The sequence below is a fragment of the Chishuiella changwenlii genome (assembly GCF_900142565.1).
Taxonomy (GTDB): Bacteria; Bacteroidota; Bacteroidia; order Flavobacteriales; family Weeksellaceae; genus Empedobacter; species Empedobacter changwenlii.
The window spans coordinates 134,238-159,779 of record NZ_FRBH01000005.1 but is presented as its reverse complement, the minus strand read 5'-3'; the positions used below and the strand labels follow the sequence as shown (position 1 = coordinate 159,779).

Genomic DNA, 25,542 nt, shown 5'->3' with positions numbered 1-25,542 from the left:
AATCTCTGCTACCATAATTTTACATCAACATTGTTGCGCCAATAACAATGTGTATGAAACAAAAATTATTTACTACTAGATTTAAGCGTTGTCTAGCTTATTTGACGTTATTTTTAACGCCTATAATATTACTCTTTACAAACAAAATTAAGCTGACTGAAAAGGAACGATTTGAGTTCTTCATTTCAAGCTTTTTCAAACTTACGCCTATAGCATTTTTAATTAATTCTGCTTTTAATTGGCACGCTGAAAATGAATCTTTCTTATATGGTTTATATGCTGTTATGTTTATTAATGCATTTATAGGAGTTCTTACACATCGTAAACTGAAAAGCTTCGATATAGGCGAGTTCTTTAAATCAACTTTAATAACGGTTGTTGTAGTTTTTGGGGTTTATTTTTCCTTAGATCAAATTGATAATTCTATTCCAGACGGTTTCCTTTCTGTTGCATTTACTTCATCTATTCAAATCATAACATTATTATACCCGATTGCCAAGATAATGCGTAATAGCTTCATTTTGACGAATGGAAAATTTCCACCAGAGTTTTTAATTGAAAAACTGTACAACTACGAACGCGATGGAAACATTAAAGAATTTTTAGAAATAATTAAAAAAGAAGAGTAATGCTTATAGATTTTCAGAAAAAATACGGATTAGTTACGGATGGTGTTTTTGGTAAAAATACAGCTCGTAAAATTGCTGAAGTTTTTAATATAAAACATCCAGCTTTATTCTTTGGTCAGGTTTGTCATGAATCAGCAAACTTAACTTTAAAAGAAGAGAATTTAAATTATACTGCAGCAAGATTACAACAAGTTTTTCCTAAGTATTTTCAAACTTATTCTAAAGCTAAAATGTATGAGAGAAATCCTCAAAAATTAGCTAACCTAGTTTATGGTGGACGTATGGGAAATATTAATCCTAACGATGGTTATTATTTTCGTGGCCGTGGAGCTGTTCAGTTAACAGGGCGTAACAATTACAAGGAATTCGAAAATTGGCTTATTAAAAAAGGATTATGCAAACCAAATGAGATTATGTTGAACCCAGATTTAGTTTGGAAAGATTATTATATTGAATCTGCTATATTCTTTTTTGATAAAAATAACCTTTGGAACATCGCAGATATAAAAACTCTTACAAAAAGAGTTAACGGTGGTTTAAATGGATTACAAGATCGAATTAATAAAACGAATCAATATGCAAAATGGTTTTAATTATCGAATAGCAATGCTCATTTCATTGCTAATAGTTTTTTGTTTATCAAGTTGCAGAACTTCAAAAAAATCAATTGAAAAAAGTAGAATTGAATTTGAAAAGAATGAAGTAAAGAAAAATAATGTTGATTCTTCTGTATTAATCCAAAAGGATGATGCTTTAAATAAAGTTGATTCTTTATCTTGGAGTAATTATATGAAAGAACTAAATTTCTCATTTAATGGAGTTAATAATAATGACGAGTTAGAAATTATTAAAACTGATAATGGATGGAAATTTAAAGGAAAAGGATTTATAAATGGAAAATCAACTGATAAAAAAAATGATTCGATTATAAAATCAAATACCCATCAAGTAAAGAATGAAGTATCTAAGGTTAATTCTAGATCAAAAACAGAATTAGAATCAAATAACAGTCAAATAACAGTTGACAAAGAAAAAGACAAATTTTCTATTGGTCCTACTTTTGGAGTATTAATATTAGCATTAATAATTATTCTTTATTATGTAATTAGAAGGTTTAAATATTAAAATTTTATCTTTTAAAATTTAACATTATAAAAGATAAAATTATCAAAATAAATAACTAAATTTATGAATCATATGTGATTTTTAATTACATACAACTTGGTTAAAATAAGAGGTACAGTAAGTAATTACTGTACCTTTTTTTATAAGAATTAACAATTTAATTATTTTATGTAAATAACAAATATTTATATTTACAATAATCAATAGGTGTTAATATCACTTATAGGTTTGTTTTTTACCTTAAATAGCTCACCTTATGTTGAGCTATTTTTAATATAAATTTTAACAATAATTATTTATTAATAATTATAGATATTATTATATTTATGAAGCAAGTATTATTACATGGATTACTTGTTTAGTTTAGTATTGGTAACCCAGCAGGATTATTCTGTTGGGTTTTTATTTTTTGTAAACACATATGAAGTTAATATGATGGTTTTCAGACTTTACTATTTCTTCTAAAACATTGTTGTTAAAATTGTATATTTTTTATACAATTATTAAAAAAAAATAAATATATTAGCAACGGCTATTCAAGTAGCTATATAGGTTTTAGGTTGTTGGGATTGGTTATCCCTCAAATCTTGAGAGAGGCACTAAACCTCTCTCTTTTTTTTCTGAAAAAAGTCTAAAATGTTTGCGTATTGTTTGCGTGAAATTTTAAAGGATTTTTATAAAGAGGTTAAATTACTGAATTTAAAGGTATTGAGAAGTGTGTTTTAATTCTTGATTTTCACAACGGAATAATCCTTATTGTGAGTTCCTTTCATTACAAATGTACAATATAAAATTATAGTTAAGATTACGGAAAACCGTAATTGTATATTTTTTTATTTTCATAAATTGAAACAAAATTTATATACAGGGTAAAATAGGAGATATAAAATTACTCCTAGAAGTGATCTATAACAAATGTTAATTATATAATATTGTAAATAATCTGTTGTGTGTTTTTAAATTAAAGAAAGCTTGTTCTCTATACTAAACTCTTTCAGAATTTCATTCGAACTAATAGTTTTTATGAGACTATTCAAAGTACACAATAAGGGCGATTTTAATTAAAAATACTAGTTATCTGATAATTTTTATGACCTATCTCAAAATTTTGAATTAAAATGATAAAAAATATACTCGGTTTAGATTTGGGTACCAATTCTATTGGTTGGGCATTTGTTAAAGAGACTGTAAATAATACCAAACAATCTATAATAGAAAAAATTGGTGTTAGAGTTAATCCATTAACTACTGATGAACAAACAAATTTTGAAAAAGGAAAGCCCATTACCACAAATGCAGGGAGAACTTTAGCAAGATCATCACGCAGAAACTTACAACGATACAAACTTCGTCGTGACAATTTAATTAAAATATTAAAAGAAAATAAATGGATTACCGATGAAACTATTTTAGCAGAAAACGGAAATCAAACAACTTTCGAAACATTTAGGCTTAGAGCGTTAGCTGCAGAAGAGAATTTAAATTTAAGCGATTTATCTCGCGTATTATTAATGATTAATAAAAAGCGTGGGTATAAAAGTTCTCGTAAAGTAAATAATACAGAAGATGGACAATTAATAGATGGAATGGCCATTGCTAAAAAGCTTTACGAAGAAAATTTAACGCCAGGTCAATATGTACATGATTCACTAAAATCTGGGAATAAAAGGATTCCAGATTTTTATCGTTCAGATTTACAAAATGAATTGAATGCTATTTGGGAATATCAAAAACAGTTCTATTTGGAATTATTAACAGATAATTTAAAAGAAGAATTAAATGGTAAAGGAAAAATAGCAACTTGGACTACTTTAAAAGTTCCTTTTTCTTTAGAGAGTATCAAACGAGAAAAGAAAAGAGATGAATTGAAGTTTGAAAATTATCAATGGAGAAATGATGCTTTACAACAACAATTAAATTTAGAACAATTAACGATTGTTTTACAGGAAATTAATACACAGATCTATAATTCTTCAGGTTATTTGGGCGCAATCTCTGATAGAAGTAAGGAGTTATATTTTAATCAACAAACTGTAGGACAATATCAATATTTACAATTAAAAAATAATCCTCATGCTCGTTTAAAAGCTCAAGTTTTTTACAGACAAGATTACTTAGATGAATTTGAAAAAATATGGGAAGTACAAGCAAAAGGACGTGAAGATGTTTTAACAAATAACCTAAAAGAGGATATACGTGACGTTATTATTTTCTATCAACGTAAATTAAAATCTCATAAGGGATTAATTTCTTTGTGTGAATTTGAACAAAAAGAAATTATTATAAACGGAAAGAAAAAGAATGTAGGTTTACGAGTTATTCCGAAATCTTCTCCATTATTTCAGGAATTTAAAATTTGGCAAAAACTGCACAATGTCAAATTAAAGAATAAAGAAACAAAGGAAGTTTTTACGCTTAATGAGCAAGATAAAATCATGTTGTTTGAAGAGCTAAATTTAAAAGGAAATTTAGCTGCTGATAAAGTATTAGCTCTTTTATATGACAAACCAAAAGAATGGGAATTAAATTATAAAGAATTAGATGGTAATCGTACCAATCAGGCTTTATACAATGCCTATCTATCTATTCTTGATAATGAAAAGTGCGATATTAGAGGAGCATTAAAATTAAAACTAAACAAAGATGAAATTTTAATTAATGATGTAGAAATTCCTTCTTTTGAGATTAAAGCATTAATGGAATCCATTTTTGAAAAGAATAATATAGACTCTTCAGTCTTAAGTTTTAATGCAGAATTAGAAGGAAAGGAATTTGAACAACAATCGTCTTATAAATTATGGCATTTGTTATATGCTTATGAGGAAGATGATTCTTTAACAGGAATGGATACTTTATATCGCTTGTTAATGCACAAGTTCGGTTTCGAATTAGAACAAGCAAAGGTTATTGGAAACATAGCTTTTCAGGATGATTACGGAAGTTTAAGTGCTAAGGCAATTCGTAAAATATTCCCATATATAAAAGAAAGTGAATATAGCAAAGCCTGCGAGTATGTGTCTATAGAATATAATTTGCCTAATTATCGTTATTCTAAAAATTATTTATCAAAAGAAGAAATAGATAAACGTGTTTTAAAAGAGAGATTAGATGTTTTATCAAAAAATAGTTTACGAAATCCTGTTGTAGAAAAGGTAATGAACCAAATGATTAATGTCGTAAATACATTAATTGATACAGAGAATGATAAATTAGAAGAAAAGGGGAAGCCAAGAGATTTTCGTTTTGATGAAATTAGAATAGAATTAGCTCGAGAACTTAAAAAAAGTGCAAAAGAAAGGGAAGAGCTTACAAAACAAATTAATTCTGCAAAATTAGCTCATGATAAAATTGTAAAAATTTTACAAACACAAGATGGAATAAAATTTCCTACTAGAAATGATATTATTCGATATAAGCTATATCAGGAACTAAAAAATAATGGATATAGGGATTTATATACCAATCAATATATAAATAGAGAAGACATTTTTACTAAAAAATACGATATAGATCATATCATTCCTCAATCTCGTTTATTTGATAATAGCTTTTCCAACAAGACATTAGTTCCTCGAAATATAAATTTAGCCAAAGGCAACAAGACAGCTTATGATTATATTTTAGATGTTTTTGGAATTGATAAATTAAACGAATTTAAGAAGAGAGTAGAAGCTTTATATAACGAAAAAGAAGATGGAATTTCTAAGGCAAAAAATAAAAAATTGCTAATGACAGGAAATGAAATTGGAGAAGGTTTTATAGAGAGAGATTTAAGAGATTCGCAGTATATAGCGAAAAAAGCAAAAGAAATATTATTTCAGATTGCCAAAATTGTTGTCTCTACCTCTGGTTCTGTAAGTGATCGTTTACGTGAAGATTGGGGATTAGTAAGTTTAATGAAAGAAATTAATTTAGAAAAATATCAAAACTCTGGATTAACAGAAACTCAGAAAACAAAAGATGGACGTTTAAAAGAAGTTATTGTAGGTTGGTCTAAGCGTAGTGATTACAGACATCAAGCAATGAATGCTTTAACAATTGCTTTTACTAAATGCGCATTTATTCAATACTTAAGTAATTTAAATTCTCGTAAAAATAAAGATGCTGAAAAGCATGAAACGATTATCGAAATAGAAAAAAAAGAAACACATTATAAGGTTGATGAGAAAGGCAATAAAAAATTGGTATTTAATGAGCCAATGCCTAATTTCAGAAAAGTAGCGAAACAACATTTAGAATCTGTTTTAGTCTCTCATAAACCGAAAAATAAAATTGTTACGAGAAATATAAATAAGATAAAAGGAAGCGATAAAATTCAAATTACATTAACTCCTAGAGGACAAATGCATAAAGAAACAGTTTACGGAAAAATAAAACAACCTGTAATAAAGGAGGAAAAAGTTTCAGCAAAGTTTAATGAAGAAACAATACAAAAAGTTTCAAATCCAACTTATCGAGCTTTATTATTTCATCGATTAAAGAAAAATGATTATGATCCTAAAAAAGCATTTGCAGGTAAAAATACATTATCTAAAAATCCTATCTTATTAGAAGATGGATCACAGTTACCTGAGAAAGTAAAATTAACATGGTTAGAGGATTATTATACTATTCGAAAAGAAGTTAGTCCAGATTTAAAGCTAGATAAAATTATTGATGAAGGTGTAAAACGAATATTGCAGCAAAGATTAAATTTGTTTAATGGAGATGCAAAAAAAGCATTTTCTGATTTAGATCAAAATCCTATTTGGTTGAATGAAGAAAAAGGAATTGCAATAAAACGTGTTACTATTTTAGGTGTAAAAAATGCAGAATCTCTACATGTAAAGAAAGATCATTTAGGAAAAGAAATTTTAGACAACGAAGGTAATTTTATTCCTGTAGATTTTGTTAACACCGGTAATAATCATCATGTGGCTATTTATGAAGATGAGAAAGGAAATTTACAAGAAAAAATAGTTTCTTTTTATGAAGCTGTAGCAAGAGTAAACCAAAATTTACCAGTTGTAGATAAGCAGTATAATCAACATTTAGGTTGGAGCTTTAAATTTACAATGAAACAGAATGAAATGTTTGTTTTTTCTTCGGATGATTTTAATCCTTTAGAGATAGATTTACTAGATAAAACAAATCAACCATTAATAAGTAAACATTTATATAGAGTACAAAAAATTGCGACTAAAGATTATTTTTTTAGACATCATTTAGAAACTAAAGTTGATGATGTAAACGAACTGAAAAATATAACATGGAAAAGAGAAGGTATTAGTGGAGTTAAAAATATAATAAAAGTTCGCACGAATCATTTAGGAGATATTGTAGAAGTAGGAGAGTATTAAAAATAAGATTATAATTGAAAATTAAATAATTAGTTTAAACAACTTCAGTTTATAGAAATCAAAAAAATCCGATAATAAATTACTTTACTATCGGATTTTGTATTTTTTACTATAATGTTCTTTATACTTATAATTTAAAAGGTTTTAAATATAAGATTTACTACTCTTTTAAAAAGTAATAAAATTTAAAAGGAACTCACAATCACAAAAGAAATGCGATAAAAAACCTTGTAGTTACAATTACAGTATAAAGTTGTAAAATTTGAAAGGAACTCGCAACTATAAGCCGTTTTGTTAAATTTTAAAATTATTGTATTTATTTAGAATTGTAAAAATTCTAAATATCCCGTTCGAGTTTTTAATGAAAGGAACTCACAACGGTTAGTAATTTATTTAGCAATATGCTCGTGTTGTAACTACACGTATAAAATTATAAAAAAAATAGAATGTTATATCAAATTTTTAATTTTTTTTATTGAACATTTAATTTAATAAACTAATTAAATGTTTTAGATTATCTATATCGTATTTAAACGCTTTAATGTGTCCAGGTATTTTACTAAAAATAACTCCACTGTAATGTGTAATGACAATGTGTTTATTATGGCTGTAATAAAAATAATCACCACCACAATTATTGTCAAACTCCTTAAACCCAAGATTTAGTAATTCTTCTTTCATAGTGCTTCAATTTTAACTGTTTATGTAAATATCTGTTAAGCGAATAATCAACTATTATACCATTTGAATTAAAAAAATAAAATTAAATTAACGAAAATAGTGTTAAATTTATTTCATTGTTATTTTGTCCCGAAAATAGGCGCTCTCATGAGGATTTTTAATAATAAAAATAGCGTCACAAAATAGTCTTATTTATTTTATCAATAGTAGTTCTATAAATTGCGATAAAACTATCCCTATATTTGTAAGAGAAATTTAATTATTCCAACTTAATAACAATCAAAATAAAATTCACTTCACATCATGAAAATATTATTGTCGCCAGCTAAGATGATGAATCTTCAAACAGAAGCAAAATGGAAAGCTACAACGCCACAATTTTTAGGACATTCACAAGAGATTATGGATGTAATGAAAAAAATGAATGCAACAGACTTAGAAAAATTAATGAAAATTTCTAAAGAAATTGCTGAAATGAATGTAGAGAGAAATCAACTTTGGAGACCAAAACCATTGGCAAAACAATCTATTCCTGCTGTATTTGCTTTTAAAGGAGAAGTTTACAGAGGCTTAGATGCAGAAACATTAGACGAAAATGCGATAGAATATTTAAATAGAAATGCTTTTTTACTTTCTGGTTTATATGGCATACTTCGCCCTTTAGACAAGATTATGTTATATCGTCTAGAAATGGGATCTAAACTAGATGTAAATGGATCTAAATATTTATATGGTTTTTGGAAAAAAGTTTTAACTCCATTTTTTAATTCAAAACTAAAAAGAGGAGAGTTTATATTAAATCTAGCAAGTAATGAATATGTAAAAGTTTTGGATGTTGATGCCTTAAAAATTCCAACGATTGATGTAGAGTTTCAGGATTACAAAAACGGAGAATTAAAGAAAATTATGATGTATTTTAAGCACGCACGTGGCGCAATGGCGAGATATTGTGCTGTGAATAATGTACAAACATTAGATGAGGTAAAAGCGTTTGATGTAGACGGTTATCGTTATGATGATAACCTTTCTACAAAAGACAAATTAGTTTTTACACGATAGTTTTCTTTAAAAAATAATTGATATAAAAGACTACTTTTAGTGGTCTTTTTCTTATTTTTAGAACATATATGATAGAAGATATTATACATAATTTACCCATTAAAATTATTTACTCTTTCGAATCTTTGATTAAAGAGCTAGAAAACTCTGACTATAATTTTGGAGAATTTAAAGCTTTTTTAGAGTACATAAAAGAAACTAAACCAGCTTTAATACATGGTGTAGATAATTTCGATGAATTTGAGCAATTAATAAAAGATATAGAGCCAATTATTGATAAAATAATACCTAAACCACTAACAAAATATAATTTAAAAGCCATAACATTTCCTTTTTCTAATAAATTTCTTTTTAAAACAGAACGACTTAAAGAATTATTGGATCAAAAAGAATCTAGATTAAAATTTAATTTTGAAAATATAGATTACGAAACTTTATATAAGTTTTGTTGCACATTCATTTTATCTAAATATTATAACATTAATTTAGATTTAGAAATCTCTAATCAATTAGAAATAGAGAATAAAAATGGTTACATAACTTATTTAGGAACTGATATAAATAACGATTATTTTTCTATTTATCCTTCTGAAAAGAAATATGAATTGACAGAAGAGGAGGTAGAAGAATTATTAAATAATTACGAAAATACAGCGCTTTGGTTAGAAAAAATTCCTGTAGGTTCTTGGATTGCAAAAGGATTTAATTTAGTTTCCTTTTTTGATCATACCACAGAAATTGCTCTGTCTAATTTAAAAACGAAATTAATATCTTATGGGGAGCCATTTGATGCTTTGAAAACTGATATTGTTTCAGCATTAAAATCTGTTTTTAGAATTAATGATTTACAAGTTGGTTTTTCTGCTTATAATTCCGATAAAGATCAATTGGAGATAAGCAATTTAAATCACATGAATGTCAGTATGATTTTAGATGATAAAAATCGTCTTAAAATGAATGAGATTTGTTGTGCTAATTTAAAAAGTAAAATTTCTTCATCAGATTTTTATGTTGTTTCGAATGTAGATAAAATGCTAGCAAAATTTCCTGACGATAAAATGTTGGGAATTATTAAAGAAAAAGAAATACAAAGTTTAATTCTTTATCCATTAAAAAATAAAAACGAGTGTTTAGGAATTTTAGAATTAGCTTCTAAATCTCCAGGCGCATTTAATCGTATTAATGCAAATGTTTTAAAAGAGATTACACCATTATTCGAAGAATCTATTTATCGACATAATGTAGAGTTAGAAAATCAAATTAATGCATTTATACAAACCGAGTACACTTCATTACATGCCAGTGTAGATTGGAAATTTAGAGAGAAAGCGATAGATTATATTACACATGTAACCAATACAAAACAAAAATCTCAGGTTTCTTTTCTAAATGTCTATCCCATGTATGGAGAAATAGATGTAAGAAATTCTTCTGTTATTCGAAATGAGTGTATGAAAATTGATTATCAAAATCAATTAAATTTCTTGATAGAAGTTTGTCAAGAATTATACAAAAGAAGCCAGAAATCTAAATTCTTAAATTATATTGATACATTAGAAGATTTCTTATCGAGAATAGATAATGTAGATAAAATTTATTTTGAGACAGAGTTGTTTGATTATATTAATTTAAATATACATCCAGAAATTCCGAAATATGTACATGATAATGAGAAGTCTGTTATAGCAAAATATCTTAAAAAATTAGATAAAGTAACAGGTTTGTATTATGTTGAACGTAAAAAGTTTGATCAAGCTATACAGACTATAAACTCTTTACTGTCTAATAAATTAGATGTATTGCAAAATGAGGCTCAACAAATTTTTCCTCATTATTATGAACGATTTAAAACAGATGGAATAGATTATAACTTATATGTAGGTAGAAGTATTTCTCCACAAAAAAAGTTTAATTATGAGCATGTAAAAAAGATTAGATTTTGGCAATTACAATCCACAATTTTGTTGGAGCAATTGTATAAAATGTCTTCAAATAAAATACCTTTGAAAATTGAAGTTGCCTCTTTAATATTTGCAACCAACACGACACTAGATATTTTGTTTAAGTTAGATGAAAAACGATTTGATGTAAATGGTTATAATAATGCCAAATACGAAATTGTAAAAAAGAGAATTAGTAAAGCATTTATAAAAGATAGTACAGAGAGGGTTAATCAACCAGGCAAAATTTGTATCATTTATTCAGAAGATTTATTAAGAGAAGAGTATACAAATTATATTAATTTATTGATTAAAGATAATTTCTTGAAGAATGATATAGAGTATCTTGAAGTAAATGATTTACAGGGTGTAAATGGATTATTTGCAATTAGAGTTTCTATAAATTATGAGCGTGATATACCACAATGTACAGAAACAGAAATAGAAGTAGAATTAAATTGATAAAATATATATGAACGATACAGTATTATTAAATATGTCTCTAGAAGCTAATGCAGAAGAGATTTGGAATGTTTTGACGAATGTGGATACATTTAATAATTGTTTCGATAATACATCTATAGAAGTAGATGAATTTAAATCAGGTAATGTGGTTAAATTTGTTACAGATGTAAATGGAGAAAAAGTAATAGATGAAGCGGCTATAAGATCTTGTTATACAAACGAACGTTTATCTTATGGTTATAAAAAACAAAATACAACGAATGAAATAGACGTTTCTTTTACATTAAAACCTTCTGGTAATTTTACTTATTTAACAATAGAAGGAAGAAATTTTTCGGATGATTTCGATCGATCTCATTCAGAAAATAACTGGATTAATATGATGCAAGGAATAAAGAAATACATTCAGAATAAATAAAAAAAATAACCTTCAAAAAATTGAAGGTTATTTTTTTTATCTTAATATTCTGTTTAAAATCCGAAATTAAATCCGAATACAACTCGACCTGGATCTTGTCCTTTAAAGTATGAAATTGTTGCAGTTACAGATTGTGCTCCATTTAACCAAATTCCACCACCAGTAGAAGTATGCCATTTATTAGAGTCTTCTCCTTGTAACCATACACGTCCATAATCAGCACCAACAAAAACACCTAATCTCATAGGAACAATCGCTTTAAAGCGTAATGCATCGTAACGCAAGTCAGAAGTTTGTAAAAAGACTTTATGACCTGTAAAACGTCCTAATCGGTAACCTCTTAAATCTTGGTCACCTCCTAAGTTTGCCATTTGGTAAAACTCTATAAAATCTCCCCAAACAGCTTTTCCTTTCAACATAGACGCAATAGTTAATCTACCATTAGCAGACACTTTGTGTGTAAATCCTAAATTAATTTCTGTATAAAAATTATTACGTTGAAATTCTGCTAAATTAGAAATCCATTTTGCATTTGCTAAAAATGTCATTCCTAATTTTGGTAAAGACTCATTATCATAATTTCTGAAAGTATATTTAGCACCAACTTCTCCAAAGTTTTGTCCTTTAAAAACTTCTCTATAAATATCTACATTTTCATTTCCAACAATACGATCTAAATTTTCTTCAATCTTTTTGTAACTATAAGTTGCAGAAAAATCTAATCGACCATTGTTATTTAATATTTTAAATATAGATGGACCAAAACTATAACTTTCTAAACGAACACGATTATAATCCATTCCTAATCGTTTTTGTTCATTAATTGTTTCATTACCAAAACCAAAGAAATTCGTACTAAATGTTGGACTAGTATGTGTAGCATTAATATCTAAATTCCATTTTCCAATAGCTTTTGTAAATGTTCCTTTGTATTTTGCTTCCCAACCACCAGTTGCAAAAAAGTAATTTAATTGTAAGTTATGACGTTGAGAGTAAGGTTTACGATCAAAACCATTAACTGTATAAGTAGGCGATAAGCCTATTTTTACACCATCATCTGGATTATAACCACCATTTGGTAGCATTGTAAAGAAATTATATTTTGGTTGTTTATAATCGTATGTGTTAATTTCATAATCATCAACAAAGTTTTTTGCTGTTAAAAAACTAGATTCAGCTGCATCGCCACCGTTCGCATAATCATAAATTTTTATTCTAGAAGAACGTTTTACTTCATACGTATCATCATCTACACCTCCAATAATTCTAATTAAAATAGCTTGTGTTGGTTTACCATCAACTTTAAATTGATCTTTTCCATTTAAACCATATAATCTAATTTCTTTTGTTTCTTTTTTATTAAAATCCTCATCAAATATTAATGTATCATTAGAATAGATTTTGATATTTGTTTTTCCTTTTGGATAACGAGTAATAATAAAATTATCATCCTTATCTGTTCCTTTTAAAACGACAAGACGTCTAAGTGTTTTATTATATTCCTCAGCAAATTTTTCCAATTTAGCTTTACGCTTAATAAGATTACTTATAACCTCATCATCATATTCTCTTTTGGTTTCTTCAGGAATTAATTCAAACGATTTTCTGATATAGTCATCCGTTAAATGCTCTTGTATGTATCGTGCCTGTTTTTTCCATTCTTCTAAATTAGAAGATTGTAAAATGGCTAAATCTAAAGGATATGGTTCTCTGTTAAACCACTTTTCACTTTTTATATCATCTTTAAAATCTTGCATATGTCTTAATGCAGGAATTCTCATAATTACATTAAAAAGCAAACCATCATATCTAGGAAATGCTTGATCTCTATCTCTAGGAATAGGTTTATATACAGTTAGTTTATCATTCTTATAAACTCCCCATCTCCATTGATCTGCATGTCTATCCCAATCACCAATTAACATATCAAATAAACGAGCTCGCATATAAGCTTCTTTATCTACACTTACTTTCGTATTTTTATGTATAGCTGCAAGCATATCATCTGTGCTTACAATGTTTTTTGGAAAGCCAAATATACCATCCTTAAAACTAGACATAGGACGCTCTTCGATCATATATAATTCATCACCAAAATGTTCATTATATTCGTCCAAAGCTTCTTGTTTTGGTACATAATATAATTTTGGTGTTGCGTGCATAATATCAAGAGGTTCCATTAAATTAGCAACTGTTAATGGATAATAAGGATGATTTGTCGTGTAAAAATCCATTAAGAATTTTTCTGTAAATGATCCTTCAAATTCATTTGCTATATATTTATTCTTAAAGGCAACTTGCTGAATAAATTGTGTAGCACTTTTCTTAACAGAACGCATATTATATTCTTGTCCTTTGTTATCTGCTAAGCGTAAACTTCTTGTTTGATGTCCTCCACCCATTCTAATAGGAGTTAATCCTCCATATAAATTTTCTAGATTAACTGTATTAGCAGATATTTGCTGACTGTAAATATCACGATAATGTTTTCCTAAAAAGAATTCATAAGATTTAGATTTTTCTGTCATCTTAGTTGGATAAACAGAAGTCTCTTTTTTTGCAGGCATGCGTTTATCATCATAAACTTTTGCCAAGTATACTTTCTTTTTTTCTGTAACTTGTTTAGATAATAAAAGTTCTGGATCATTTTCGGCAAATTTGTAAAAATTTACTTTAGATGCTCCGTTATCATAAATGTCTAAAACTGCATATCCTTTATCTCCGTAAGAAAAATCGTTTTTACCAACTGCTTTTGCAGATTCATTTTCAGAACCAGATCCACTAATAATTTGTTTTACATTTCTATTTTGAATGTATTGTAAATTATGATCATGACCAGAAACTACAATAACATTGTCTCTGTTCTCAATTAAAGTAGCTATACGAGATGCAAGTTCTCTATATCTAAAATTATTTACATCTTGTGGGCTTAAACCTGTTGTACTTCTCAATAAATTAATAAATGAACCGATAACAGGTAACGGAACTTTAAATTTATCACCAAAAGGATAAAGCTGTTTTTTGAAATCATATTGCCCTCCATGTTTTCCGTTAGAAAATAACGGATGATGCATCGCAATAACAGTTGTTTTATTTTGTAGTTTATTTAAACGAGATTCTAATTCCTCGAAGAAACCTTCTCTCGATTTAATATCACATTTTTCATTTATTTCAGGATGATTGTCCCAATTTTGCAAATACCATTCAGAATCAATTAAAACATAACCTATACTATCATTTACATTAATATTTGTTATAGGACAAGCATCTTTTGGTAAAAAAGATTTTTTATCGTCTAATTGTTTTTTTATGATTTTTTCTTGTTCTTTAAGACCTTTCATTCCATTTTTCCAATCATCATCTCCTGGAATAAAAATAGTTTGTCCTTTAAAGTCTTTTGCTAAATCTAACTGAATTTGTAGTTTTTCTCTACTTGTTGTATAAGCCTTTTTTGTAGAATCTGTGACAATTCCGTTCTCTGATACATTATCTCCAAGGAAAAATAAATAATCGTTAGAATCAGCTTTTTTAAATTGATTCTTTAAAATATCTATATTCTTCTTGTTGCCATTTGCATCTATATTTCCAGCATCACCTATTAAATAGATTGACTGAATCTTTTTACCCTCAACTTCTTGTATTCTTTCAGTTCTTATATTTTTTCCATATTGGGAATGGTTTGTAGCACAAGATGACATATAGAAAATACCTACTAGAGCAAGAAAGGGATAATGCAATTTTTTGTTATTCGGCATTGGAAATAATTTCATACATTTAAACATTAAAAACTTATAATGAATCAATCATTATTAAACATAGAAAACTACGTTTTCAATCTCTTCAAAGATAATCTTTCTTTAGACTTTACGTATCATAATTTTATGCATACTGTAAAAGTTGTAGAAGCAATAAAAAACTTAGCTTCAGAAGAGGCTATTACTGACATTGAAAAAGAAAAATTAATAATAGCTGGCTGGTTTCACGATACTGGTTATACGAAGTCTGTAGAAAAACATGAAGCTGAAAGTATAGCAATAGCTAGAGAGTATTTAAGCTCATTTAATTACTCGGAAGATTTTATACAAGATATAGAAAGATATATTAATGCTACAGATGTGCATTACGAACCAAAAAATATTGAAGAAGCTATTATAAAAGATGCTGATAATTTTCATTTAGGACAAGAAGATTATCCAAAAATATCAGAACTTTTAAGAAGTGAAATTTTTAATATCTGTAAAAAAGAATTTTCTGACTATGAGTGGCATCTACAAAATAGAACTTATTTTCTTAATGTTCATCATTATTACACAGATTCAGCAAAAAGAAATTGGCAGAGTGGGAAAGAAGATAATTTAATTTACACTCAAAATAAAATAAAAGAAATAGAAGCTGTTGGTGAAGGGCCTAATAAATACGAACTAAAAAAGAGAAAAGCCGACAAAATTCAACAACCAGATAGAGGAGTAGATACACTTTTTAGAATAACACTTAATAATCATACAAGACTTAGTGATATTGCTGATAGTAAAGCAAATATTTTATTATCGGTAAATGCAATTGTTATTTCTATCGCTTTATCTACTTTAATTCCAAAGTTGGCTAGCCCAAAAAATGAATATTTACTTTTACCGGCAATTATAATGCTTCTTTCTAGTGTAGCATCCATCATATTTGCAATTTTAGCAACTAAACCAAATGTTACATACGAATCTTTTAACGAAGAGGATGTTAAAAACAGAAAAGTAAACTTGTTGTTTTTTGGTAATTTTCATCAAATGGCTTTAGAAAGATACGAAGAGGCTGTACAAGAGTTAATGAAAGATAGAGATTATTTATATAATTCTATGACAAGAGATTTATATTATCTAGGTAAAGTATTAGAAAGAAAGTATAAACTATTAAGTATTACGTATACCATTTTTATGATTGGTACAATTTTATCTGTATTATCTTTTGCATACGCATTACTAACAAACCTTAATTAGATTTTTTTAATTCATACAAATGATAAAAAGTGAACTAAAAAGTAAATTCATTGAAGGTATTTTTTTTTCTAATTTCTTTTTGATTTTACTCTCTTTTGCGCTTAATATAGAAACTATAATAAAGATTGGATTACCGTTTAATTCTTTAGAATATTATATGTTTATTACTTCGGCAACGGTATTATTTTATCTGTATGCTTATCGTATTCCAAAAAGTATTAATAACTCAACTAATTTAAGGACATTATTTTACGTAAATAATAGAAAATTTATAAAACTATTTACAACTATTTTATTAATAATTTGTGTGTATTCTAGTTTAGTTTTATTTGGAAAAAGTTTCTCTAATTTTGATTTAATTTCATGGAAATGGACATTAATTTTAGTTTTTACAGCATTAGTTAGTATAGGTTATTATGACTATCAGATAGGTGTATCATTAAGAAGAGTAATGTGGTTAAAACCTTTTTTAATTGGTTGGACATGGGCAATTACAACTGTTTTTTTTCCTGTATTATTTTTAATATTAGAAAATGGTACATATTATCATTTAGATGCTAAGTTTTACTTTCTATTTACTCAAACTTTTATGTACTGTGTTGTAAATGCAATCTTATTCGATTTAAAAGATTTTGAAGATGATAGCAATAAAAATTTAAAAACATTTGTAGTAAAATATGGTTATCACTTTACGTTAAATCGTATTCTTTTACCACTAATCTTTTTAGGTTCTTTAAGTTTCATATTATTTGGAATTTGGGATAATCTCCCTTTACATAGAATTTTATTTATGTTAATCCCTATTATTTTTCTTGCAATTTTTGCGTTTAGACTCAATCAGCCAAAACCAATTTTATATTATTTAATTGCTATTGATGGAATGATTTTTTTTAAAGCTATTTGCGGAATTTTAAGTGTAGTAATGTTTGAATGTTGAATTATAATTTTATAGCACCATATTACCATTCTCTAAGTCGAATAATATTTTTTAATCGACAGCATTTGGCTCATTTTCCTATTTTAAATTATCTAAAAGAAGGAGATAAAGTTTTATGGATTGGAGGAGGAGCTGGGAAATTTATTCCAGAATTAGAAAAACTCAATATTAAGTTAGAAATTGATTATATCGATTTTTCTTCAGAAATGATTAAAATAGCTGAAAAAAATAAGACTAGTAATTGTAAGATCAATTTTATTACATCAGATATTTTTAATTATCAATTAAACAAAGAATACGATGTCGTAATGACAACATTTTTATTTGATCACTTTAAGCAAGAAAAAGCACAAGAATTATTTTTAAAAATAAATAGAGTCATCAAAAACAATGGAATTTGGTTTTATGTGGACTTCTCTCAAAATCAAAAAGGATGGCAGAAAGGAATAACAAGTTTAATGCTTATTTTCTTTAAAATTGTAATAGGTTTAAATATTAATCAACTTCCTAAAATGAAATCAATTTTCGAAGATAATTTTGAATTGATTCATCAAGAATTATTTTTTAGAAAATATATAGAAAGCCTCGTTTGGAGAAAGAAAAAATAAAAAGCGATTCATTTTAATGAATCGCTTTTTATTTTACATATAATCTGTGTCTAATTTTCCTTTCTTAAACTGAATAATATTTAATTTATTCATTACCCAAATACAAGGATACATAGGATCAAACTCCCATTTTTTTACTGCGAAATTTGGTCTTCCTCCAAATTTATGATGATTATTGTGTAAAGACTCTCCCCACATTAACCAATCTATAGGCATTAAGTTTGTAGAAGTATCACCAACATCATAATTACGGTAACCAAGTTTATGCGAAAACCAATTAATGATTACACCATGTAATGGACTCATTAATATTTGCATTGGAATAAATACGAAATATGTCCAAAGTGGAGCATCAAAAGCAACATATAATAAGATATAAATAGCTACCCAACCTAAACGTACAATATTATTCCCAGCAAATTTATCCCAAGATCTCCAAGATGGAACACCTTTTTTAAATTTAGCTAATATTTCAACTTTATCGTGATCAATTTGATTATAAACATTTCGAGTTCTCAACATCATAGAGAAAAAATTACTATCGAATTGTGGCGAATGAGGATCTTTTTCTGTATCAGCATAAGCATGGTGATGTCTGTGCATTACGCCATAAGTATATGGACTTAAGTAAGAAGATCCTTGGAAAACCCAAGATAAAACATGAAATGTCTTTTCCCAAAACCTTGACATCGTAAACATTGCATGTGAAGCATATCTGTGATGAAAAAATGTTTGGAAGAATAAAGAAGCATACCAATGTATGACGAAGATAATGATTACTGCTGTCATTATTATTTATAAATTTTTACAAATATAACATTTAGGTTTGGTATATTGGCTAAGTAAAGTCATCAACTACTAATTTTATTTTTATTTAAAATGAATAAAGAACTTTTTAAACATACAATAACAACTCAAATTCCAATTGCATGGATAGCTGGAGTAAGGTTACAATCTTGGGAAGAGAATAAAGTATCAACCCGAATAAAATATGATTTTTTAAATCAAAATCCATTTAAAAGTATTTTTTGGGCCGTGCAAGGTATGGCAGCAGAATTCTCATCTGGATTAATGGCGAATGCAAAAATTGCTAAAACAGGAGAAAATATTTCAATGTTAGTTCTAGGAATGCAATCTAAATTTCTAAAAAAGGCTGTTGGTAAAATAATATTTACTTGCGAGGATGGAGAAAATATAGACAAAGCAATTAAAGAAGCAATTTCTACAAAAGAAGGTGTCTTGATTAATGTAAAAAGTATTGGTATCGACGAAGAAGGAGATATTGTTTCTGAATTTCAATTTACTTGGACATTTAAATTAAGAGAGAAGAAATAGATTATTGTACAAAGTAAAATGTATATATACTGTATCGAGAAATAAGTAAGGATTAATTGATTTTCTAGTCTAAGTTCTTGATACAATTTTTCTTTATTTCATTTCGAAAAACCACTCGAACTGACAGAAAATTGTTTTTTGATTGTTTCTAATCCGTCATTTCGAGTGAAATTCGTTAAGAATTTTGTATCGAGAAATAAGTAAGGATTAATTGATTTTCTAGTCTAAGTTCTTGATACAATTTTTCTTTATTTCATTTCGAAAAACCACTCGAACTGACAGAAAATTTTACCTTTCTAATCTCTAATCTCTAATCTCTAATCTCTAATCTCTAATCTCTAACCTCTAACCTCTAACCTCTAACTTTTGTCAGATTTTGAAAAAAAGTACCAATATTTTTGAAATAAATCTATAACAGTTAATAAATTTGCACAATTAAATGAAACATTGATTAATAAACGCATTATAAAATTTATAACAATTCTGATTATCTTCCTGATACAGTTTTTGTTTCTATTTGCTATTTTAAATGAACGAATAAAACACAATTCCGTTCCTTATATAATAGTAGGTATCTGTTTACTATTAATTATTGTCTATAGAAGTTTTCCATTACATCATAGCGAGTTTTCCTTCGACAAAAAAACATTGGTGTTATGGATTCCAGTTGCTGCAATCATTACATATTATTTAAATAATCATTTTGGTTTAGGAGGCGTTTTTTCTGCTGGAATTGTTGGAACTATAGGCTCTTATTTAACGAATATAAAACCACGTTCTGAGTATTTAAAACAAATGGCTGGACCTATTTATTGTGGAGCTTTCATAGGAATGACATCATTAAACTTTCAGTATGTTTATTTAATGATTATAATTGCAGGAGTTTTTACAGCTTTGCTATTTTTTGCAACAAAATCTCTATTTGTTGGTGTAGGAGGCAAGCTAGGAACATTGGCTTTTATTGGTGTATTATTAAGTATGTTATTGTTTAAATTAATCTTTAAATAAATGTTTCAGTTTTTAATTTTCGCAATTTGCTCAATCTTAGCAACATTAGTTACGTATGAACTAAATACCAGATACAAACAAGGACCAGTAAGAGCATCGGCGCTGATTGCGTTAGTAGTAGGAGGATTTTTTTATTTTTTCCCAAATATACTTCCAGAAATATATACTAAAAATATTCCTTTGTATGTAATTGGAGGAACATTCATAGGTATGGTTTCTTCAACAATTAATATCAGTTATTTTTCGTTAACTTTTTCACCTTTCTTATTCGCTGTTTTATTACATTATACAAGTAAGCTTTTTAATGGTTATGGAGGAGCATTAGGTACAACAGCATGTATTGCATTAATGTGTACAATGGCATTTCCAATTATAACAAAAAATAAGAAAGTTACTTATGGTTATCGTTTATTAAGAATTGTTTTTAAAAGACGTAAGCATAAACGAATTATTAAAAGAAAAATAAAATTTTAGATTATTCATCTAATTCTTTTGGATCCCATAAATGCTTTTTGAAATCGATAATTTTATCGTTTTCAACTTTTATGCCTTCATTCTCCAATAATTTTTGCATTAAGCTAGACGGATTAAAATGATGTTTACCTGTTAATAAACCATTTCTATTAACAACTCTATGTGCAGGAATTTCTTCACCTAAATGGGAATTATTTAATGCGTAGCCAACAACTCGAGCAGAAAAATTAGTTCCTATTTTCTTGGCAATTAAGCCGTAAGTACTCACTTTTCCTTCTGGAATTTGTTTCACAATCTCGAATATTTTTTCGTAAGTATCTGATATGATATTTGTCATTATCTAAACTTTTGTTGTAAATTTAAATAAATGAAATGAATATGAGCCAAAGAGTCCGAATAAAATCTTTCCTACCACGTCCGCGTTTTAAAGTTTATACAAAACTATCTAAACAAGAGTTTATTGATTTAATAAAACAGCAATTAGAAGAGAATAATAATGAGTTTGGAGGCTATGCAAATCAAGAAATTGCAATGATTCGTTTACGAAAAGATAAAGAGAAGTATTGGCATCCACAGTTGCAAATTCGTATTGAGGAAGACGAAGATCAAGAAAAGTTTTTAGTTGTAAGAGGAATTATTGGTCCAAAACCTACAATTTGGACATTCTTTGCTTTCTTATATGGTCTTAGTGGAGCAATTTTATTAACGCTTGGTTCTTATGCTTTATCGGAGTATATTGTAAAAGGTGAAAGTATGTGGATTTGGGCAGTCCCTTTTTCAATACTTTTAGCATTAGGCACTTATTTAGCCAGCTTTTATGGTCGTCATTTAGCTAAATTTCAATTAGGTAGATTGTATCATTTTGTAAATAGTTGTTATAGAAAAGCCAAATTCTATGAATCTCAAGATAATTAATTTAAATATGAAGATAAATTTTTTCTTAATCCTTGGAACTGTATTTTATTTAAATGCTAATGGACAAATAGTTCATGATAAAGTTGTTTTTTATGAAACATATAATAAGTCAAATGATATAGATAAAATAGATTTAAGAAATTTAAATTATAAAGCTGGAGAGCCTGTTTTTATTGTAATAAATGTTGAATCTTCTGTTCCTAACGAAGATTTTTTAGCACAAAGAGAGCAAGAAGAATTAAAAAGTAATTTCGGAATAAAGACAGATTTTATTAATTATACTGCAGATATTAAATTCTATAATCGTTTTAAAACCGTACTTAAATTCTCTTATGAAGATTCTCCTAAACAGGTTATTTATTGGAGTGGAAAAATGGACGATAAACCAATAGTTTATGATGGATTATTAAAATCTTCTGAATATTTTAGTCCGTATTTAAAACAAAATAAATATTCATCTTACATCGAATCATTTAATAAGAGAAAAGATATTCTTATAACAGATTTTGTTGATAATCCAACAGATAAATCGATTCAAATATCGAATCGTTTAGTGAATAAAATGCTTCTTCAGAGCTTGTATAACATGAAAGAAGAAAGTAATTTTTTCGAAATAAATTTTAAGAATATTAAAAGAGTAACTTATACATCTAACTTCGATATCGATAATGATAAATTAAAAGAAGTGACTTTTGATAAAGATGGAAAACCGTTAAGAATAGTTTTTGAAGACTTAAAGGATAAAAACTATTATTATCAATCTAGTCTTGTCTATGAAGATAATATCTTACGAAAAATAGTATCAGAATCAACAAATGACTATCATACAGAAGTTCCTGTATTTTATCAAGACGATAAATTATTCACTTACGATCAATATTCTATAAAACAATATAGGCTTGGTGAAAATAATTTTTTATTAAGTGAAGATTACTATTATGATGATGAAAAATTCTATTTTTTAGTGAATCAGGTAAAAGTTAATAATAATGTACTTCGTTTTATAGAAAATGATCACATGAATGATCGTACATATAGTTTTAAATCTCTAAAAGATTATTTTCCAATAAAAATAAAAATTAGAGAAGACATAGACGAGGAGATAAAAAGAGTAAATGATAAATTGTATAAAGAAACCTCTTCATCATATGAAATAGAATATCATTTTACCAATAATAATTTAATTGATAAAATAGTTTACATAGAAAAGGCAAACCCAAAGCAAAAAAGAATTATCAATTATATATATGAATATTACAAATAAAAAAAGCGACCAATTTGGTCGCTTTTACAAGAAATATGTTGTAATATTTAATTAAATCACTTTAACATTAACGGCATTAACACCTTTTTTTCCTTGTTCTAAGTCAAATGATACTTTATCATCTTGAGCTACTTTGTCATTCAAACCAGAAACGTGTACAAAGTACTCTTTTCCTGTTTCATCTTCTTTAATAAATCCGTATCCTTTTTCTTCATTAAAGAATTTTACAGTTCCTTTATTCATAGTATTTTATTTTCGTTATAAAGATAAATTTATTTTTCAATAAACGATAATTATTTATGTTATTTTTCAATAATATTTTTAATGTCCATTTTTTACCTATGTAATTAAAATGGATTATTTTTGTCATTAAATTAAAATAATTTGTCAGGAATTTATATCCATATCCCTTTTTGTAAGCATAAATGCAGTTATTGTGATTTTCATTTTTCTACTAATCTTCAATTAAAATCTCAGCTAGTAGAAGCAATAAATAAAGAACTTGTTATAAGAAAAGATGAACTTACTCAATCGTTAGAAACTCTTTATTTTGGAGGAGGAACACCATCTATTTTATCAGAAAAAGAATTAAATAGTATTTTCGAAACTATTTATAAGAACTATTCTACTCACAATATAAAAGAAATTACATTAGAAGCTAATCCGGACGATTTAACACAAGAGAAATTAAACTTTTTAAAATCGACACCAATCAATCGTTTTTCGATAGGAGTGCAATCTTTCTTTGAAGAAGATTTGCGTTTAATGAATCGCGCTCATAATTCTCAAGAAGCAGAATCGTCTATCAAATTAGTTCAAGATACTGGTTTTGACAATATAACAATAGATCTTATTTACGGTTCTTCTACAACAACTAATGAGATGTGGATGAAGAATTTACAAAAAGCAATTGCATTAGATATTCCTCATATTTCTTCTTATGCATTAACGGTAGAAGAAAAAACAGTTTTAGATCATCAAATAAAAAGTGGAAAGACAAAACCAATTAATGATGAGAGGCAAAATGAGCAATTTCAAATTTTAATAGATACATTATCCGATAATGGATTTATCCAATATGAGATTTCAAATTTTGGAAAAGAAAACTACTTTTCTCAGCATAATTCAAATTATTGGAAAGGAATTTCTTATTTAGGAATAGGACCTTCTGCACATTCATATGATGGAAAAACAAGAGCTTGGAATATTGCAAATAATGCAAAATATATTAAAAGTTTAGAACAAAATTTATTATCTCATGAAGTTGAAGTTTTAAATAAAGTAGATATATTTAATGAAATGATTATGATTGGTTTGAGAACTATTTATGGGATAGATTTAAATCGATTAGAAAATGAATTTCCAAACTATTTAAAAGATTATTTTAATACTGAAATCGAATTATTAATTGAAGAAAAATTAGTAGAAAAACAAGCAAATAAAATTATCTTAAAACCAGAAGCGAAATTTTTCGCTGACGGAATTGCCTCAAGATTATTTTACGTCGATTAATTTTTTAAATTTGTGATATGAATGATAACAGACCTATTGGTGTTTTTGATTCTGGAGTTGGAGGTTTGATGTTTGCAAAAGAAATAAAACGCCTTTTGCCAAATGAAAGTTTAGTTTACTTTGGTGATACAATAAATTTACCTTACGGAGAAAAATCGAAAGAACAAATTACACGTTTTTCATTAAATATTACAAGATTTTTAAGAGAAAACAATTGCAAAGCAATTGTAATTGCTTGTAATTCTGCAACAGCAAATTCATTAAAAGAAATTAAAGATTTTGTAGGAAAAGATATTCCTGTAATTGATGTAATTTCTCCAATAGCAGAAAAAGTTTCGTTCGAATTAAGAGAGCAAATAGGTGTTATAGCTACAAAAACAACTGTAAAGTCGGGTGCTTATAAAAAGTCTATCCGAAAAAGAAATAAGCATATTAATATTATTGAAGTAGCAACACCACTTTTAGTTCCAGTTATAGAAGAAGGGTTTGCGAACTCATCTATTTCTAAAGCTGTTTTAGAAACATATTTATTGAACAAAAAATTAGAAGGAATTGATACAATTATTTTAGGTTGTACACATTATACTTTTCTAGAGAAAGAAATTAATCAATTATTAGGAGGGAAAGTAGATATTGTTAACTCCCCATTAATTGTAGTAAACCAGGTTATTTACCAATTAACAAAAGCTAATATTTTGGCAAGTAAAGAGGTAGACCCTATTTATAATTTTTATGTGTCAAAAATAACTGATACCAATACGAGAGTAGCCAAAAAATTCTTTGGAAAAGAGATAGAATTAATTGAACAACAAATAGAAAATTAATCAGAACCGACTCCTTTAGTC

General features: G+C 27.1%; 22 protein-coding genes. 17 read left to right on the top strand and 5 right to left on the bottom strand.

Translation table 11 applies throughout. The features are described from left to right. Positions 1–53 precede the first annotated feature (53 nt). The 4 genes from BUA86_RS07075 (at position 54) to cas9 (ending at position 7,093) form a co-directional block, all read left to right on the top strand. Positions 54–629, top strand: coding sequence for a hypothetical protein (locus BUA86_RS07075; protein WP_072931171.1), 576 nt, complete (start codon positions 54–56; stop codon positions 627–629). Next, positions 629–1,222, top strand: coding sequence for a glycoside hydrolase family 19 protein (locus BUA86_RS07070; RefSeq protein WP_083580319.1), 594 nt, complete (start codon positions 629–631; stop codon positions 1,220–1,222). Before BUA86_RS07075 ends, BUA86_RS07070 begins: the two co-directional genes overlap by 1 nt. Then, entirely contained in the window at positions 1,206–1,754 is a 549-nt protein-coding gene (locus BUA86_RS07065) for a hypothetical protein (protein WP_072931169.1), read from the top strand. Before BUA86_RS07070 ends, BUA86_RS07065 begins: the two co-directional genes overlap by 17 nt. Before the next feature lie 1,121 nt (positions 1,755–2,875). Beyond that, positions 2,876–7,093, top strand: a complete 4,218-nt coding sequence (gene cas9 / locus BUA86_RS07060) for a type II CRISPR RNA-guided endonuclease Cas9 (protein ID WP_072931482.1) — start codon at positions 2,876–2,878, stop codon at positions 7,091–7,093. A 483-nt stretch (positions 7,094–7,576) separates the two neighbouring features. Here cas9 and BUA86_RS07055 read toward each other — a convergent pair whose 3' ends face one another. Next, entirely contained in the window at positions 7,577–7,774 is a 198-nt protein-coding gene (locus tag BUA86_RS07055) for a hypothetical protein (RefSeq protein ID WP_072931167.1), read from the bottom strand. A 303-nt stretch (positions 7,775–8,077) separates the two neighbouring features. On the opposite strand from BUA86_RS07055, the gene yaaA reads away from it, so the two are divergent. The 3 genes from yaaA (at position 8,078) to BUA86_RS07040 (ending at position 11,656) form a co-directional block, all read left to right on the top strand. Then, positions 8,078–8,833, top strand: a complete 756-nt coding sequence (gene yaaA / locus BUA86_RS07050; protein WP_072931166.1) for a peroxide stress protein YaaA — start codon at positions 8,078–8,080, stop codon at positions 8,831–8,833. 68 nt (positions 8,834–8,901) lie between these two features. After that, positions 8,902–11,235: a hypothetical protein gene (locus tag BUA86_RS07045; RefSeq protein ID WP_072931164.1), complete on the top strand. Its 2,334-nt coding sequence runs from the start codon at positions 8,902–8,904 to the stop codon at positions 11,233–11,235. A 10-nt stretch (positions 11,236–11,245) separates the two neighbouring features. Next, entirely contained in the window at positions 11,246–11,656 is a 411-nt protein-coding gene (locus BUA86_RS07040) for an SRPBCC domain-containing protein (protein WP_072931162.1), read from the top strand. 53 nt (positions 11,657–11,709) lie between these two features. On the opposite strand, the gene BUA86_RS07035 is transcribed toward BUA86_RS07040, so the two are convergent. Beyond that, complete coding sequence (locus BUA86_RS07035; protein ID WP_072931160.1) at positions 11,710–15,426, bottom strand: metallophosphoesterase; 3,717 nt, start codon at positions 15,424–15,426, stop codon at positions 11,710–11,712. Positions 15,427–15,450: 24 nt separating this feature from the next. Here BUA86_RS07035 and BUA86_RS07030 point away from each other — a divergent pair, with 24 nt between their 5' ends. The 3 genes from BUA86_RS07030 (at position 15,451) to BUA86_RS07020 (ending at position 18,189) form a co-directional block, all read left to right on the top strand. Continuing rightward, entirely contained in the window at positions 15,451–16,644 is a 1,194-nt protein-coding gene (locus BUA86_RS07030; protein WP_072931158.1) for a Pycsar system effector family protein, read from the top strand. A 19-nt stretch (positions 16,645–16,663) separates the two neighbouring features. After that, positions 16,664–17,581, top strand: a complete 918-nt coding sequence (locus BUA86_RS07025) for a UbiA prenyltransferase family protein (protein ID WP_072931156.1) — start codon at positions 16,664–16,666, stop codon at positions 17,579–17,581. Between the two features lie 65 nt (positions 17,582–17,646). Further along, positions 17,647–18,189, top strand: coding sequence for a class I SAM-dependent methyltransferase (locus tag BUA86_RS07020; protein ID WP_178300407.1), 543 nt, complete (start codon positions 17,647–17,649; stop codon positions 18,187–18,189). 33 nt (positions 18,190–18,222) lie between these two features. On the opposite strand, the gene BUA86_RS07015 is transcribed toward BUA86_RS07020, so the two are convergent. Continuing rightward, entirely contained in the window at positions 18,223–18,978 is a 756-nt protein-coding gene (locus BUA86_RS07015) for an acyl-CoA desaturase (protein WP_072931153.1), read from the bottom strand. A gap of 90 nt (positions 18,979–19,068) precedes the next feature. Between BUA86_RS07015 and BUA86_RS07010 the strand changes: the two genes are divergently transcribed. From BUA86_RS07010 to BUA86_RS07000, 3 genes are all read left to right on the top strand, one after another. Next, positions 19,069–19,524, top strand: coding sequence for a DUF4442 domain-containing protein (locus BUA86_RS07010; RefSeq protein WP_072931151.1), 456 nt, complete (start codon positions 19,069–19,071; stop codon positions 19,522–19,524). Positions 19,525–20,175: 651 nt separating this feature from the next. After that, positions 20,176–20,532: a hypothetical protein gene (locus tag BUA86_RS15960; protein ID WP_083580318.1), complete on the top strand. Its 357-nt coding sequence runs from the start codon at positions 20,176–20,178 to the stop codon at positions 20,530–20,532. Next, positions 20,533–21,006: a hypothetical protein gene (locus BUA86_RS07000; protein WP_072931150.1), complete on the top strand. Its 474-nt coding sequence runs from the start codon at positions 20,533–20,535 to the stop codon at positions 21,004–21,006. 1 nt (position 21,007) lies between these two features. Here BUA86_RS07000 and BUA86_RS06995 read toward each other — a convergent pair whose 3' ends face one another. Then, a complete protein-coding gene (locus BUA86_RS06995; protein ID WP_072931148.1) occupies positions 21,008–21,343 on the bottom strand; it encodes an MGMT family protein in 336 nt (111 codons plus the stop codon). Between the two features lie 41 nt (positions 21,344–21,384). Here BUA86_RS06995 and BUA86_RS06990 point away from each other — a divergent pair, with 41 nt between their 5' ends. Together BUA86_RS06990 and BUA86_RS06985 are read left to right on the top strand one after the other, a co-directional pair. Next, entirely contained in the window at positions 21,385–21,921 is a 537-nt protein-coding gene (locus BUA86_RS06990) for a hypothetical protein (RefSeq protein ID WP_143147257.1), read from the top strand. Positions 21,922–21,928: 7 nt separating this feature from the next. Further along, the gene (locus BUA86_RS06985) at positions 21,929–23,185 is read left to right on the top strand and encodes a hypothetical protein (RefSeq protein WP_143147256.1); all 1,257 of its coding nucleotides are present in this window, start codon (positions 21,929–21,931) and stop codon (positions 23,183–23,185) included. Positions 23,186–23,236: 51 nt separating this feature from the next. Here BUA86_RS06985 and BUA86_RS06980 read toward each other — a convergent pair whose 3' ends face one another. Next, entirely contained in the window at positions 23,237–23,428 is a 192-nt protein-coding gene (locus BUA86_RS06980; RefSeq protein WP_072931142.1) for a cold-shock protein, read from the bottom strand. 141 nt (positions 23,429–23,569) lie between these two features. On the opposite strand from BUA86_RS06980, the gene hemW reads away from it, so the two are divergent. Together hemW and murI are read left to right on the top strand one after the other, a co-directional pair. After that, complete coding sequence (hemW, locus tag BUA86_RS06975; protein ID WP_072931140.1) at positions 23,570–24,697, top strand: radical SAM family heme chaperone HemW; 1,128 nt, start codon at positions 23,570–23,572, stop codon at positions 24,695–24,697. Between the two features lie 17 nt (positions 24,698–24,714). Beyond that, positions 24,715–25,521: a glutamate racemase gene (gene murI / locus BUA86_RS06970; RefSeq protein ID WP_072931139.1), complete on the top strand. Its 807-nt coding sequence runs from the start codon at positions 24,715–24,717 to the stop codon at positions 25,519–25,521. Positions 25,522–25,542 lie beyond the last annotated feature (21 nt).

Excerpts from the sequence above, each read along its gene's own strand:
- BUA86_RS06990 (WP_143147257.1), top strand. The coding sequence starts at position 21,385 with ATGAGCCAAAGAGTCCGAATAAAATCTTTCCTACCACGTCCGCGTTTT.
- BUA86_RS06980 (WP_072931142.1), bottom strand. The coding sequence starts at position 23,428 with ATGAATAAAGGAACTGTAAAATTCTTTAATGAAGAAAAAGGATACGGA.
- BUA86_RS07035 (WP_072931160.1), bottom strand. The coding sequence starts at position 15,426 with ATGAAATTATTTCCAATGCCGAATAACAAAAAATTGCATTATCCCTTT.
- BUA86_RS07040 (WP_072931162.1), top strand. The coding sequence starts at position 11,246 with ATGAACGATACAGTATTATTAAATATGTCTCTAGAAGCTAATGCAGAA.
- yaaA (WP_072931166.1), top strand. The coding sequence starts at position 8,078 with ATGAAAATATTATTGTCGCCAGCTAAGATGATGAATCTTCAAACAGAA.
- BUA86_RS07010 (WP_072931151.1), top strand. The coding sequence starts at position 19,069 with ATGAATAAAGAACTTTTTAAACATACAATAACAACTCAAATTCCAATT.
- BUA86_RS07000 (WP_072931150.1), top strand. The coding sequence starts at position 20,533 with ATGTTTCAGTTTTTAATTTTCGCAATTTGCTCAATCTTAGCAACATTA.
- BUA86_RS07070 (WP_083580319.1), top strand. The coding sequence starts at position 629 with ATGCTTATAGATTTTCAGAAAAAATACGGATTAGTTACGGATGGTGTT.
- BUA86_RS07030 (WP_072931158.1), top strand. The coding sequence starts at position 15,451 with ATGAATCAATCATTATTAAACATAGAAAACTACGTTTTCAATCTCTTC.
- BUA86_RS07075 (WP_072931171.1), top strand. The coding sequence starts at position 54 with ATGAAACAAAAATTATTTACTACTAGATTTAAGCGTTGTCTAGCTTAT.
- BUA86_RS07055 (WP_072931167.1), bottom strand. The coding sequence starts at position 7,774 with ATGAAAGAAGAATTACTAAATCTTGGGTTTAAGGAGTTTGACAATAAT.
- BUA86_RS07045 (WP_072931164.1), top strand. The coding sequence starts at position 8,902 with ATGATAGAAGATATTATACATAATTTACCCATTAAAATTATTTACTCT.
- BUA86_RS06995 (WP_072931148.1), bottom strand. The coding sequence starts at position 21,343 with ATGACAAATATCATATCAGATACTTACGAAAAAATATTCGAGATTGTG.
- BUA86_RS07015 (WP_072931153.1), bottom strand. The coding sequence starts at position 18,978 with ATGACAGCAGTAATCATTATCTTCGTCATACATTGGTATGCTTCTTTA.
- BUA86_RS07065 (WP_072931169.1), top strand. The coding sequence starts at position 1,206 with ATGCAAAATGGTTTTAATTATCGAATAGCAATGCTCATTTCATTGCTA.
- BUA86_RS07025 (WP_072931156.1), top strand. The coding sequence starts at position 16,664 with ATGATAAAAAGTGAACTAAAAAGTAAATTCATTGAAGGTATTTTTTTT.
- BUA86_RS06985 (WP_143147256.1), top strand. The coding sequence starts at position 21,929 with ATGAAGATAAATTTTTTCTTAATCCTTGGAACTGTATTTTATTTAAAT.
- murI (WP_072931139.1), top strand. The coding sequence starts at position 24,715 with ATGAATGATAACAGACCTATTGGTGTTTTTGATTCTGGAGTTGGAGGT.